Genomic DNA, 13,154 nt, shown 5'->3' with positions numbered 1-13,154 from the left:
ATGACCCTCATCGCGCTCACCGGCGGGATCGCGTCCGGAAAGTCCACGATCGCGCGGAGGCTGGCCGAGCACGGCGCCGTCATCGTCGATGCCGACGCGATCGTGCGCGACGTCCAGCAGCCGGGCTCGCCCGTGCTCACCGGAATCGTCGAGGCTTTCGGTTCCGACGTGATCGCGCCCGACGGGTCGCTCGACCGCGCCATGCTCGGAGCCCGGGTCTTCGGCAAGCCCGAGGCCCTTGCGCGACTCAACGCGATCGTGCACCCGGCCGTGCAAGCGGAATCGGCGCGGAGATTCGCCGCGGCGCTGGCCGCCGACCCGGAGGCGGTCGTCGTCTACGACGTGCCGCTTCTCGTGGAGGCCCGCGCAAATGACCCGTGGGACCTCATCGTCGTGGCGGACGCGCCGGCCGAACTGCGCGCGCGCCGCCTCGTCGAGCTGCGCGGACTGAACGCTGACGAGGCATCCGCTCGGATCGCCTCGCAGGCGGACGATGAGACCCGCCGCGCCATCGCCGACGTGATCATCGACACGTCCGGGTCAGTCGAGGCCACGCTCGCGCAGACCGACGCCCTGTGGGCGCGTCTGCGAACGCCGTCGGCGACGTAGCAGCACGACGGCCGCCACGGCGAGGCCGACGAGGAGCACGCCCGCGATGACCGGCGCGAGGATCGCCGCGAGCGCGAGTGCCAGCGAGGAGACGTCCTCGGCGGTCGAGAGCGCCGGAGCGGCGAGACCAGCCGACGCCATGTTCGCCACGGGGCGGATCGCGGCCTTGGCGAGGTGGACGAGGAGCGCGATGACAACGCCGATCACGACCGGCACCCAGGTCCCGTCGGCGAAGAGCCGCGCGGGGTCTGCGACCTCCTGGGCGCCGACGCCGGCTCCGAAGGCGATGCCTCCGGACGCCGGGCGGACGACGGTCTGGATCACATCGTTGACCGAATCCACGGCGGGGATCTTGTCGGCGACGATCTCGACGATGAGGAGGGTGCCGATGATCCACAGTGCGACGTCGCCCGAGAGCCAGGACCACGCGTTCGGCAGCGCGAACCCCGGCAGCAGGCGGTCGAGGAGGCCGAGCGCGAACAGCGGCATCCACGCGTTGAGCCCCGCGGCGGCGGCGAGGCTCGACCCGACGAGGAACTCCAGCATGTCTCCAGCGTACGGAGTGGATGTCCTTCGCACATGCCCGCGGCGAACGCCGGCCCGCGTGTCGGTGGCCCCGCCTACGCTGGAATCATGCAGACCACCCGATCCGTTCGCCCATTCGAGGTCGTGAGCGAGTATGCGCCGAGCGGCGATCAGCCCCAGGCTATTGCCGAGCTCGCGGCACGCATCAACGCCGGCGAGACCGATGTCGTGCTTCTGGGGGCGACCGGTACGGGAAAGTCTGCGACCACCGCATGGCTCGTCGAGCAGGTCCAGCGTCCGACCCTCGTGCTCGCGCACAACAAGACGCTCGCGGCGCAGCTGGCGAACGAGTTCCGCGACCTCATGCCGAACAACGCGGTCGAATACTTCGTGAGCTACTACGACTACTACCAGCCTGAGGCATACGTGCCGCAGACGGACACCTTCATCGAGAAGGACTCGTCGATCAACGCCGAGGTCGAGCGACTGCGGCACTCGACGACGAACTCCTTGCTGAGCCGTCGCGACGTCGTCGTGGTGTCGACCGTCTCGTGCATCTACGGCCTCGGCGCGCCGGAGGAGTACCTGCGAGCGATGGTCGCGCTGCAGGTGGGGGAGCGGTACGACCGCGATGCGCTCATCCGCAAGTTCATCGCGATGCAGTACAACCGCAACGACGTGGACTTCTCCCGCGGTAACTTCCGTGTCCGCGGCGACACGATCGAGATCATCCCGGTTTACGAGGAGTACGCCGTGCGCATCGAGCTGTTCGGCGACGAGATCGAAGCGCTCTACATGCTGCACCCGCTCACGGGCGACATCGTGCAGCGGCTCGACAGCGTGCCGATCTTCCCGGCATCCCACTACGTCGCCGGGACCGACACGGTCCATCGTGCGATCGGCACGATCGAGACGGAGCTCGGCGAACGGCTGAAGGAGTTCGAAGGGCAGGGCAAACTGCTCGAGGCCCAGCGCCTGCGCATGCGTACGACGTTCGACCTCGAAATGCTGCAGCAGCTCGGGTTCTGCTCGGGCATCGAGAACTACTCGCGTCATCTCGACGGACGGTCGCCGGGAGAGCCGCCGCACACGCTGCTCGACTTCTTCCCCGACGACTTCCTTCTCGTCATCGACGAGTCGCATGTCACGGTTCCGCAGATCGGCGCGATGTACGAGGGGGATGCCTCGCGCAAGCGCACCCTCGTCGACCACGGCTTCCGGCTTCCCAGCGCGATGGACAACCGGCCGTTGCGTTTCGACGAGTTCAAACAGCGCATCGGTCAGACCGTGTACCTGTCGGCGACTCCCGGCAAGTACGAGATGGGCATCGCCGATGGCGTCGTGGAGCAGATCATCCGCCCGACAGGTCTCGTCGACCCCGAGATCATCGTGAAGCCGTCGAAGGGCCAGATCGACGACCTGCTCGAGGAGATCCGGGTGAGGGTGGAGCGCGACGAGCGCGTGCTCGTCACGACGCTGACGAAGAAGATGGCGGAGGAGCTCACCGACTTCCTCGGCGAGCACGGGGTGCGCGTTCGCTATCTGCATTCCGATGTCGACACCCTGCGCCGCGTCGAGCTGCTGACGGAGCTTCGCCAGGGCGTGTACGACGTGCTGGTCGGCATCAACCTCCTCCGCGAGGGTCTCGACCTGCCAGAGGTGTCTCTCGTCGCGATTCTGGATGCGGACAAAGAAGGGTTCCTCCGCAGCGGCACATCGCTCATCCAGACCATCGGCCGCGCGGCGCGGAACGTCTCGGGCGAGGTTCATATGTACGCCGACAACATGACCGATTCGATGCGCTCCGCGATCGAGGAAACCGATCGCCGCCGTGAGAAGCAGATCGCCTACAACCTCGAGCACGGCATCGACCCGCAGCCGCTGCGCAAGAAGATCGCCGACATCACCGACGCGCTCGCGAGGGAGGCATCCGATACGCAGTCGCTGATGAACGGCCGCGCGACGGCGAAGAACAAGTCCGGCAAGGGCAAGTCGCCGACACCGCAGCTGCGCCGCGAAGGCATCGCGGCCGAGGGCGCGATGCAGCTCGAGGCGACGATCGGGGACCTCACGGCGCAGATGCTCGCCGCAGCCTCCGAGCTCAAGTTCGAGCTCGCCGGGCGCCTCCGCGACGAGGTACAGGACCTCAAGAAGGAGTTGCGCGCAATGGAGAAGGCGGGACACGCCTGATGGAGCACTGCGCTGGCGGCGGATTCGGGGACTGCCGACAGCGGCGGATGGGGCGGTGTGACCCTCGCGCAGAACGTCAGCACTCGTGACGAGGTCGATGCCACGCTGACCGTTGCAGAGACGGCGGGGGCGCGCATCGCGAGGCACGCTGACGAGACGGAGTGGGGCGGATACTCGGGCGTGTTCATCGACCCGGACGGGCACCCATGGGAGATCGCCGTGAACCCCGGGTGGACGATCGACGACGCCGGGCGAACCCTCCTGGGCTGAGGCGGTGGCGAGCCCCGCGTTTGGTATCGTCGTGGGGTTAGCACGACGGTCGCCCGAGGGGGCGCGAGAGGCACCTGTGACGAACGACTCCCCGCGGCAGAAGCATGACGAAAGGCCGTCGGCCGACGTCTCCCACTCCCTCGCAGACATCGCCGCGCAGGTGGGTGGCGATCTCCGCGTCGACGGTCCGGCCGCGCACGGCATCGCGCTGAGTACCGGTGGCGTGCGCGCCGGAGATCTCTTCGTCGCCGCGGCCGGCGCGAGCACACACGGTGCCCGCTTCGCCGCCGATGCCCTCGCTGCGGGGGCCGTCGCGGTGCTCACTGATCCCGCCGGGGCGGAGTTCGTCGCCGCGGGCGTTCCGCTCATCGTGGTCGAGGACCCTCGCGCTGTCCTCGGCCGGCTCTCCGCCTGGTTCTACGACTTTCCCGCGGCCGCGCTGAAGACGATCGGCGTGACCGGCACGCAGGGCAAGACTTCCACGACGTTCCTCATCGATGCCGCGCTCGGCGAACGCCGCAGCGGCCTCATCGGATCGATGGGATCCAAGATCGACGGCATTCCGGTGCCGACGAAGCTGACCACGCCCGAAGCGCCGGCCCTCCACGCGCTCCTCGCGAAGATGCGGGAAGAGGCCGTCGCGTGGGTCTCCTCGGAGGTGTCGAGCCAGGCGATCACGATGCGACGTGTCGACGGATTGGTTTTCGACGTTGCCGTCTTCCTCAACCTCGGCCACGACCACCTCGACTTCCACGGCTCGCAGGAGAATTACCGCGCCGCGAAGCGCGAATTGCTGACGCCCGCGATGTCACGGCTCGCTCTCGTCAACATCGACGATCAGGCTGGCCGCCGCTTCCACGACGACCCCGAGCTGCACACGGAGTCCTTCTCGATCACCGGACGCGACGCCGACTGGCGCGCGGTCGACATCGACCTCGGCCCGGATGGCTCGGCTTTCACCGTGGTCGGCCCGGAGGGGCAGTCCGCGCGCTTCACGACGCCGATCATCGGGACGTTCACAGTGAGCAATATCCTCGCGGCCGTTGCGGCCCTCGATCGCGTGGGTTACCCGCTCGAGCGCTCCGTCGAAGGCCTCGCGGACTTCACGGGACCCGAAGGTCGGGTGCAGTTCGTCCCGGTCGACGCGGATTTCCGTGTCGTCATCGATGCCGGGCACAAGCCGGAGGCGATCAACGCGCTGCTGTGCGCGCTGCGCCCCGCAACTCGGGGACGCATCATCACCGTGATCGGGTCGAACGGTAATCGCGACGCGCACAAGCGGCCGCTGATGGGGCGGTTCTCCGCCATGGCATCCGACGTCGTCGTCGTTACCGACGACAACCCCGCCGACGAGGACCCCGCGATGATCCGTCGTGCGGTCGTCGCCGGCACGCGCGGCTCGAGCGCTCAAGTCTTCGAGGTCGCCGGCCGCGCGGAGGCGATCCACCACGCCGTCGACCTCGCAGAGGCCGGCGACCTGCTCGTCATCGTCGGCAAGGGCGACGAACGCCATCAGATCACGGCGCATGGCATCGTGCCGCACAGTGACCCCGACGAGGTCGAGTGGGCCCTCGCGCGCAAGCGGGCTCGCCGGGCCTGAGCGCGGGGCTGCGGCCGGACCTCAGGCCGGGCAGGTCATCAGCGGCTTCGGTCCCGAGCGGTCGAATGAGTGCTGCGACATCGGCGCGCCGCACAGTGGGCACGCGCGTTCGGCGCGCACGGGCTCGGGCTGAGTGTCGTACGGACCCACGGAAGCGGGGCCGGCGAAACGGATCAGTCTGCTGTTGAGGTAGGCGTACCAGCCTCCGGCGGCCCGGACCCGCGCTCGCAGTGGGGGACGATCGGAATCGCTTCGTGTCATGATGATTAGTGTACTAACTAATGAGGGAAGGATGCCATGACTGCGGATCCTCGCGAGGCGATGCTCAAGCTCGACAACCAGCTGTGCTTCGCACTCGTCACCGCCGCGCGCAACGTCGTCGCGATCTACCGGCCGATTCTGGAGCCGCTCGGGCTCACTCACCCGCAGTACCTCGTGATGCTGGCGCTGTGGGAGAGATCTCCCCGCCCGCTCGGCGACCTCGCCGCCGATCTCGCCATGGAGCCGCCGACGCTCTCCCCCCTCGTCAAGAGGCTCGAGGCTCTGGGTTTTGTCTCACGCACGCGCAGCTCGCGCGACGAGCGCGTGCTCGACGTCGGACTGACCGCGGCCGGTCGCGAGCTCCGTGAGCAGGCGCTTGCCGTTCCCGCTCAAGTGATGGCGGCCACCGGGCTGGACGCGGAGCATCTTGCGGACCTGCGCGATGCGCTCGCGCCCTTCGCCGGGCGTCGCCCCGCATAGGCGCGTTCAGTCCGCCGCGATGGCGGTCTCGATCGCGGCGACGTCGATCTTGCGCATGGTCATCATCGCGCGAAAGGCGCGCTCAGCCGCGGCGCCTCCCGCCGCCATCGCCTCGCTCAGCACACGCGGCGTGATCTGCCAGCTGATGCCCCAGGCATCCTTGCACCACCCGCACATGCTCTCTTCGCCGCCGCACGGCGCGGACCTCGCTGTCGGGGAAGGTCGCTGCGTAGAAGCGGGCCGCGGCCTCGGCGTCGCGGTCGTACCAGAGACAGATCGTGTTCTTCGGAGTCATCGTGTTCGCTCCCGTCGCTGTGCCTCGCACGGTAGTCGCGCACAGCAGAATGCGGAAGGGACCCTACGCCCAGAGCGCACGCCGGGCCCGATGTCGGAGGCCCCGCCTAAGCTTGACGAGTGCCTATCGTCCCTGTCGCAGCCTCGAAACTCAGCGTCCGCGGAGCCCGCGTCCACAACCTCAAGAACGTCGATCTCGACATCCCACGCGATTCGCTCGTGGTCTTCACCGGCCTCTCCGGATCGGGCAAGTCGTCCCTCGCGTTCGACACGATCTTCGCGGAGGGCCAGCGGCGCTACGTCGAGTCGTTGAGTGCGTACGCGCGCCAGTTCCTCGGTCAGGTGGATCGCCCCGATGTCGACTTCATCGAGGGCCTCAGCCCGGCGGTGTCGATCGACCAGAAGTCGACCAACCGCAACCCGCGCTCGACGGTCGGCACGATCACCGAGATCCACGACTACATGCGTCTGCTGTGGGCGCGCATCGGCGTACCGCACTGCCCCGAGTGCGGAGCCCAGATCCAGCGCCAGACGGTGCAGCAGATCGCGGACCAGCTGATGGATCTGCCCGACCGCACCCGCTACCAGATCGTCGCGCCCGTCGTCACGCAGAAGAAGGGCGAGTTCGTCGACCTCTTCAAGGAACTCTCCGCGAAGGGCTACGCGCGCGCGGTCGTCGACGGCGATCTCATCCAGCTCTCGGAGCCGCCGGTGCTCAAGAAGAGCTACAAGCACGACATCGCAGTCGTCGTCGACCGCCTCGTCGCCGCCCCCGACATCCTCGGTCGCGTCACCGATTCCGTCGAAACGGCGCTCGGGCTCGCCGGTGGCATCATGCAGGTCAATTTCGTCGACGAAGAGGGGGACGCCGCCTGGCAGAGCTTCAGCGAGAAGCTCGCGTGCCCGAACGGCCACCCCCTCCAGCTCACGGAGATCGAGCCGCGCACCTTCTCCTTCAACGCGCCGTTCGGGGCCTGCCCGGCGTGCTCCGGACTCGGCACGCGGATGTCCGTGGACGTCGAGCTCATGCTGGGCGACGAGGAACTCTCGATCAACGAGGGCGTCATCATCCCGTGGACGACGCAGGGCAAGGGTCTGTACCAGTACTACGAGCGGCTGTTGGTCGGCCTCGCCGATGATCTCGGCTTCTCTCTGGACACGCCGTGGCGCAAGCTCCGCTCCGAGGTGCAGGAGGCCGTGCTCCGCGGGGAGAACTACAAGGTCACGGTCAAGTGGAAGAACCGGTACGGCCGCGAGATGCGCTACTCGTCGGGCTTCGAGGGCGTCGTGCCGTACATCGAGCGTCAGTACACGCAGGCCGAAACCGACACCCAGCGGCAGCGGTGGGCCGAATACCTGCGCGAAGTGCCGTGTCCTGTCTGCCACGGCGACCGCCTCAAGCCCGAGGTCCTCGCCGTACTCGTGCACGGTCGGTCGATCGCGGATGCCTCCCGCATGAGCCTCGGCGACGCGCAGGCCTACTTCGCCGAGCTCGAGCTGAGCGACCGCGAGGCGAAGATCGCGGCTGCCGTGCTGCGGGAGATCCGCGCGCGGCTCGACTTCCTCATCCAAGTGGGACTCAACTACCTGAGCCTCAGTCGTGCGGCCGGGTCGCTCTCCGGCGGCGAAGCGCAGCGCATCCGCCTCGCGACGCAGATCGGCTCCGGCCTCACGGGCGTGCTCTACGTGCTCGACGAGCCGTCGATCGGATTGCACCAGCGCGACAACCGTCGTCTCATCGAGACCCTCGTGCACTTGAAGAGCCTCGGAAACACACTCATCGTCGTCGAGCACGACGAGGAGACGGTGCACGCGGCGGACTGGGTCGTCGACATCGGCCCGCGCGCCGGCGTGCACGGGGGAGAGGTCGTCCACTCCGGGCCGCTCTCGTCGCTGCTCACCGAGGACCGGTCGCTCACCGGTGCGTACCTCAGCGGGCGACGGGCGATCGAGACGCCGAAGAAGCGCCGCAAGATCGACAAGAAGCGCATGCTGTCGGTGGTCGGCGCGCGCGAGAACAACCTCAAGAACGTGACGGCCGATTTCCCGCTCGGCGTTCTCACCGCCGTCACGGGGGTCAGCGGCTCGGGCAAGTCGTCGCTCGTCAACGGCATCCTCTACGAAGTGCTCGCGACGAAGCTCAACGGCGCGCGCCGCGTCGCCGGCAAGCACACACGCGTCACGGGACTCGACAACCTCGACAAGGTCGTCCACGTCGACCAGGCGCCCATCGGACGGACGCCGCGCTCGAATCCGGCGACGTACACGGGTGTGTTCGACCGCATCCGAACGCTCTTCAGCGAGACGAGCGAAGCGAAGGTGCGCGGCTATCAGCCGGGCCGGTTCAGCTTCAACGTCAAGGGCGGTCGCTGCGAGGCGTGCTCCGGTGACGGCACGATCAAGATCGAGATGAACTTCCTGCCGGACGTGTACGTCGACTGCGAAGTGTGCCACGGCAAGCGTTACAACCGCGACACGCTGAGCGTCCACTACAAGGGCAAGAACATCGCCGAAGTGCTCGAGATGCCGATCTCCGAGGCGGCCGAGTTCTTCGAACCGATCCAGGCGATCCACCGCTACCTCAAGACCCTCGTCGACGTCGGGCTCGGATACGTGCGCCTCGGGCAGTCCGCCACGACGCTTTCGGGTGGCGAGGCTCAGCGTGTCAAGCTCGCGACCGAGCTGCAACGCCGCTCCAACGGGCGCAGCGTGTACGTGCTCGACGAGCCGACCACGGGTCTGCATTTCGAGGACGTCGCGCGACTGCTCGAGGTGCTCGGCGGGCTCGTCGACAAGGGCAACACAGTCATCGTGATCGAGCACAACCTCGATGTCATCAAGTCTGCGGACTGGATCATCGACCTCGGTCCCGAGGGCGGGTCCGGCGGTGGCCAGATCGTCGCCACCGGGACGCCGGAGCAGGTCGCTCGTGTCGCGGAGAGCCACACCGGCGCCTTCCTCGCCGAAGTCCTCGGCGGCCGGTCCACCGTGGCTGCGCTCGTCCCCGAACTCGCCGAAGGGCGCAAGGCCGGCTGACATGGCGAACGCGCTTCCGTACAAGCCGAAGCCGGGGGAGATCCCGACACAGCCCGGGGTGTACCGCTTCCGCGACGCCGACGGGCGAGTGCTGTATGTCGGCAAGGCGAAGAATCTGCGCGCGCGGCTGTCGAACTACTTCGCCCCTCTGCACACGCTGCACGAGCGCACCCGCCGGATGGTGCTGACCGCGGCGTCCGTCGAGTGGACGGTCGTCGCGAGCGACGTCGAGTCGCTCCAACTCGAGTACATGTGGATCCAGGAGTTCTCGCCGCCCTTCAATGTCCGATACAAGGACGACAAGTCCTACCCGTACATGGCGATCACCCTCGCCGACGAGGCGCCGCGCGTCATCGTGACACGCAACCGGCGCATCCCGGGCGCGCGCTATTTCGGGCCGTACCCGAAAATCTGGGCCGTACACGACACGATCGACCTCATGATCAAGGTGTTCCCGATCCGCACGTGTTCGGATGCCTCCTACAAGAAGGCGATGGCGACGGGCCGCCCGTGCTTCCCCGGACAGATCGGGCGGTGCGGCGGCCCGTGCTCGATGAAGGTCACGATCGAGGAGCACCGCGCGATCGTCGATGATTTCGTGGCCTTCATGGCGGGCGGCGACGCCCGGTTCACGCGAGAACTCACGGCCCGGATGCGCGAGGCATCCGCCGCGATGGACTACGAGGCCGCGGCGCGATATCGGGACCGACTTCAGGCGATCGATGCGGTGCTCAGCCGCAGCTCCCTCGTCCTCGCCGACGACACCGACGCCGACCTGTTCGGCATCGCCGAGGACGAGCTCTCGGCCGCCGTTCAGCACTTCGTGGTGCGCGGCGGGCGCGTCCGGGGTGTTCGCGCGACGACGATCGACAAGGAGCTCGATATCTCCGGCGCCGATCTCGTGGACCAGGTCCTGCAGCGCACATATGGTGCGGCGAGTCCGAGTGAGATCCCGCGCCAGGTCCTGGTTCCGACGCTCCCGGACGATGCCGCGGAACTCGAGCAGTGGCTGCAGGAGCGTCGCGGCAAGCGCGTCTCGCTCCAGGTCGCGCAGCGCGGACGGAAGGCCGATCTGCTGCGCACCGCCACGATCAATGCCCAGCAGGCGCTGATCCTGCACAAGACGCGCCGCACGTCCGATTACACCGCCCGCACGAAGGCGCTCACCGATCTGCAGCTCGCGCTCGGCATGGACGAGGCGCCTTTGCGCATCGAATGCTACGACGTCTCGCACCTGTCCGGGACCAACGTCGTGGCATCCATGGTGGTCTTCGAAGACGGCCTGCCGCGCAAGGATCAGTACCGCTCCTTCGGTGTTCCGGAGACGACCGACGACACCGACTCCCTGTATCAGGTTCTGATGCGTCGTCTCGCGCACGTCGATCGGGACGACGCAGCGGCCGACGCCGAGGCCGCCGCGCGCGCCGTCGCCGCCGCACAGGATGCCGAGGCGCCCGTGGTGACGGAGCGCAAGCGTCCTCGATTCGCGTACCGTCCCCAGTTGCTCGTCGTCGATGGCGGCGCCCCGCAGGTCGCCGCCGCCGCCCGTGCCCTCCAGGACTCCGGCCACACCGAGATCGCCCTCTGCGGGATCGCGAAGCGACTCGAGGAGATCTGGCTGCCGGGCGACGACTACCCCGTCATCCTTCCGCGTACCTCGGAAGCGCTGTACCTGCTTCAACGACTGCGCGATGAGGCGCATCGCTTCGCGATCACACACCAGCGCACGCGTCGCAAACGAGACATCACGACGGTGCTCGCGGAGGTGCCAGGACTCGGTGAGGCGCGGATCAAAGCGCTCCTCAAGCACTTCGGCTCCGTTGCGGCGCTGAGTCGAGCGAGCGTCGCAGAGATCATCGAGCTTCCCGGCATAGGCCCCAAGCTCGCCGCAGCCATCGAGGAGCGCCTCGCGAAGCGGGCGGCACCCGCCCGCGAGGCTCGAGAGACCGCGTCGACTCGCTAGGCTGAAGGAGATCGTGGGGAGGACACGTGGCTGAGGACGAGGTCGCCGGCGAGATCCTGATCGTGACCGGGATGTCCGGCGCCGGGCGCACGACCGCCGCGAACGCGCTCGAAGATCTGGATTGGTACGTCGTCGACAACCTTCCTCCGCAGATGCTCCGGCCGCTGCTCGACATCTCCGACCTCGCCGCCGGCGCGCTGCCGAAGATCGCCGCCGTCGTCGACGTGCGCGGCCGCGATCTCTTTCGCGAGCTCCCCGCTGTGGCGAGTGCGCTGCGCGCAGCGAGACAAGTCCGGGTGCTCTTCCTGGATGCCTCTGACGACGTGCTCGTGCGTCGTTTCGAGTCCGTCCGGCGCCCCCACCCGCTGCAGGCGGACGGAACGATCCTCGACGGAATCCGGCGCGAGCGCGAGCGGCTCGCGGTGATCCGCGAGAGCGCGGACGTCCTCATCGACACGAGCGCACTGAACATCCACCAGCTCGCGACCCGCGTCGTCGACCTGTTCAGTGAGGAGGGCGAGGCCCGGCACACGGTCACGGTCATGAGCTTCGGATTCAAGTACGGTCTCCCCACCGACGTCGACCTCGTCGCTGACATGCGGTTCCTGCCCAATCCGTTCTGGATTCCCGAACTGAAGGGGCTGACGGGGGAGGAGGAGCCGGTGCGCGAGTTCGTCCTCGGCCAGACCGGGGCGCGAGAGTTCATCGATGCGTACGCGACCGCGCTGCACCCCGTGCTGGAGGGATACCAGCGGGAGAACAAGCGGCATTCGGTCGTCGCGATCGGGTGCACGGGGGGCAAGCACCGGTCGGTCGTGACCGCGGTCGAGCTTGCGGCGCGGCTCTCGGAGGTGCCCGGAGTGGCGGTCCGCGTGAAGCATCGAGACCTCGGACGCGAGTAGGCTGGTCGTTCGTCCCCGCACCGAAAACCGAAGGATCGCCGTGTCACCAACCGTCGACGTGAAGACCGAGCTGGCCGGGGTACGTGACCCTCGACCCACGGCTCGCGTGGCGGAACTGACCGCGATCCTCCGGTTCTCAGGGGGACTGCACCAGATCGCCGGACGCGTCGCGGTAGAGGCCGAGCTCGAGTCGGATCTGCTCGCTCGACGTGTCGCCCGCGACATCATGGAGCTCTACGGGGTGCGGCCCGAACTGCACCGAGTGCAGGCGTCGGGTGGTCGCACCGGCGGCACGTTCGCGGTCCGGGTGATCGACGGCGGCGAAACCCTCGCCCGCCAGACCGGACTGCTGGATCAGCGGCGCCGTCCGGTTCGGGGCTTGCCGAACAAGCTCACGACGGGCGCGCGACCGGACCTCGCGGCGGTGTGGCGCGGCGCGTTCCTCGCGGCCGGGTCACTGTCCGATCCCGGGCGCTCCGCCGCGCTCGAGATCGCCTGCCCGTCGGGCGAGGCAGCCATGGCACTCGTCGGGGCAGCGCATCGCCTGGGCATCACCGCGAAGGCGCGCGAGGTCCGCGGCATCCCGCGCGTCGTCGTGCGCGACGGCGATGCCATCCGGGTCGCCCTCGCCGAGATGGGGGCGATCCGCACGGCCGATGCGTGGGAGGAGATGCGGCAGCGTCGCGAGGTGCGCGCGGGCGTGAACCGCCTCGTGAACTTCGACGACGCCAACCTGCGACGATCGGCTCAGGCCGCCGTCGCGGCGTGCGCGCGCGTGGAACGGGCTCTCGAGATCCTCGGAGATGACGTGCCCGATCACCTCAAGGAGGCGGGGGAGCTGCGGCTGTCGCACCGCGACGCGAGCCTGGACGAACTCGGTCATCATGCCGACCCGCCGCTCACGAAGGACGCCGTCGCCGGCCGCATCCGCCGCCTGCTGGCGATGGCAGACAAGAAGGCGACCGCCGACGGCATTCCCGGCACCGAATCCGCCGTCCCCGAGGGCTTCGAGGACTGACGCGCC

The 13,154-nt window shown here is 68.3% G+C and carries 11 protein-coding genes and 2 pseudogenes; 9 read left to right on the top strand and 4 right to left on the bottom strand.

Features of this window, described 5'->3' with window-relative positions:
- Positions 1 to 609, top strand: coding sequence for a dephospho-CoA kinase (gene coaE / locus WFI52_RS11140; RefSeq protein WP_336626959.1), 609 nt, complete (start codon positions 1 to 3; stop codon positions 607 to 609).
- On the opposite strand, the gene WFI52_RS11135 is transcribed toward coaE, so the two are convergent.
- On the bottom strand, positions 541 to 1,155 hold the full coding sequence (locus WFI52_RS11135) for a DUF4126 domain-containing protein (RefSeq protein ID WP_336626958.1): 615 nt from the start codon (positions 1,153 to 1,155) through the stop codon (positions 541 to 543). The two genes, coaE and WFI52_RS11135, sit on opposite strands and share 69 nt — an antisense overlap.
- A gap of 87 nt (positions 1,156 to 1,242) precedes the next feature.
- Between WFI52_RS11135 and uvrB the strand changes: the two genes are divergently transcribed.
- The 3 genes from uvrB to WFI52_RS11120 all read left to right on the top strand — a co-directional run bounded on the left by uvrB (position 1,243) and on the right by WFI52_RS11120 (position 5,194).
- Positions 1,243 to 3,324, top strand: coding sequence for an excinuclease ABC subunit UvrB (uvrB, locus tag WFI52_RS11130; protein ID WP_336626957.1), 2,082 nt, complete (start codon positions 1,243 to 1,245; stop codon positions 3,322 to 3,324).
- A gap of 57 nt (positions 3,325 to 3,381) precedes the next feature.
- Positions 3,382 to 3,594, top strand: coding sequence for a VOC family protein (locus WFI52_RS11125; protein WP_336626956.1), 213 nt, complete (start codon positions 3,382 to 3,384; stop codon positions 3,592 to 3,594).
- Positions 3,595 to 3,670: 76 nt separating this feature from the next.
- Positions 3,671 to 5,194 carry a UDP-N-acetylmuramoyl-L-alanyl-D-glutamate--2,6-diaminopimelate ligase gene (locus tag WFI52_RS11120; RefSeq protein WP_336626955.1) on the top strand — a complete coding sequence of 508 codons (1,524 nt, stop codon included), beginning with the start codon at positions 3,671 to 3,673 and terminating at the stop codon, positions 5,192 to 5,194.
- 21 nt (positions 5,195 to 5,215) lie between these two features.
- Here WFI52_RS11120 and WFI52_RS11115 read toward each other — a convergent pair whose 3' ends face one another.
- Entirely contained in the window at positions 5,216 to 5,455 is a 240-nt protein-coding gene (locus tag WFI52_RS11115) for a hypothetical protein (protein WP_336626954.1), read from the bottom strand.
- A 36-nt stretch (positions 5,456 to 5,491) separates the two neighbouring features.
- Here WFI52_RS11115 and WFI52_RS11110 point away from each other — a divergent pair, with 36 nt between their 5' ends.
- The gene (locus tag WFI52_RS11110; protein WP_336626953.1) at positions 5,492 to 5,935 is read left to right on the top strand and encodes a MarR family winged helix-turn-helix transcriptional regulator; all 444 of its coding nucleotides are present in this window, start codon (positions 5,492 to 5,494) and stop codon (positions 5,933 to 5,935) included.
- A gap of 6 nt (positions 5,936 to 5,941) precedes the next feature.
- On the opposite strand, the pseudogene WFI52_RS11105 reads toward WFI52_RS11110, so the two are convergent.
- Both WFI52_RS11105 and WFI52_RS11100 read right to left on the bottom strand, forming a co-directional pair.
- A pseudogene (locus tag WFI52_RS11105) lies at positions 5,942 to 6,124 on the bottom strand (VOC family protein); the annotation flags it as partial.
- Positions 6,125 to 6,139: 15 nt separating this feature from the next.
- Positions 6,140 to 6,230: pseudogene (locus WFI52_RS11100) on the bottom strand (VOC family protein); the annotation flags it as partial.
- A 119-nt stretch (positions 6,231 to 6,349) separates the two neighbouring features.
- On the opposite strand from WFI52_RS11100, the gene uvrA reads away from it, so the two are divergent.
- The 4 genes from uvrA to whiA are packed head-to-tail and all read left to right on the top strand — an operon-like array spanning position 6,350 to position 13,148.
- On the top strand, positions 6,350 to 9,265 hold the full coding sequence (gene uvrA, locus WFI52_RS11095; protein ID WP_336626951.1) for an excinuclease ABC subunit UvrA: 2,916 nt from the start codon (positions 6,350 to 6,352) through the stop codon (positions 9,263 to 9,265).
- Position 9,266: 1 nt separating this feature from the next.
- Positions 9,267 to 11,228 carry an excinuclease ABC subunit UvrC gene (gene uvrC, locus WFI52_RS11090; protein ID WP_336626950.1) on the top strand — a complete coding sequence of 654 codons (1,962 nt, stop codon included), beginning with the start codon at positions 9,267 to 9,269 and terminating at the stop codon, positions 11,226 to 11,228.
- A 26-nt stretch (positions 11,229 to 11,254) separates the two neighbouring features.
- Positions 11,255 to 12,130, top strand: a complete 876-nt coding sequence (gene rapZ / locus WFI52_RS11085) for an RNase adapter RapZ (RefSeq protein ID WP_336626949.1) — start codon at positions 11,255 to 11,257, stop codon at positions 12,128 to 12,130.
- Positions 12,131 to 12,170: 40 nt separating this feature from the next.
- Positions 12,171 to 13,148, top strand: a complete 978-nt coding sequence (gene whiA / locus WFI52_RS11080) for a DNA-binding protein WhiA (RefSeq protein WP_336626948.1) — start codon at positions 12,171 to 12,173, stop codon at positions 13,146 to 13,148.
- Positions 13,149 to 13,154 lie beyond the last annotated feature (6 nt).

It is taken from the genome of Microbacterium sp. MMO-20 (assembly GCF_037147735.1).
Taxonomy (GTDB): Bacteria; Actinomycetota; Actinomycetes; order Actinomycetales; family Microbacteriaceae; genus Microbacterium.
This window is presented reverse-complemented; position numbering and strand designations above follow the sequence as displayed.

Excerpts from the sequence above, each read along its gene's own strand:
- WFI52_RS11110 (WP_336626953.1), top strand. The coding sequence starts at position 5,492 with ATGACTGCGGATCCTCGCGAGGCGATGCTCAAGCTCGACAACCAGCTG.
- WFI52_RS11135 (WP_336626958.1), bottom strand. The coding sequence starts at position 1,155 with ATGCTGGAGTTCCTCGTCGGGTCGAGCCTCGCCGCCGCCGCGGGGCTC.
- coaE (WP_336626959.1), top strand. The coding sequence starts at position 1 with ATGACCCTCATCGCGCTCACCGGCGGGATCGCGTCCGGAAAGTCCACG.
- WFI52_RS11115 (WP_336626954.1), bottom strand. The coding sequence starts at position 5,455 with ATGACACGAAGCGATTCCGATCGTCCCCCACTGCGAGCGCGGGTCCGG.
- uvrC (WP_336626950.1), top strand. The coding sequence starts at position 9,267 with ATGGCGAACGCGCTTCCGTACAAGCCGAAGCCGGGGGAGATCCCGACA.
- uvrB (WP_336626957.1), top strand. The coding sequence starts at position 1,243 with ATGCAGACCACCCGATCCGTTCGCCCATTCGAGGTCGTGAGCGAGTAT.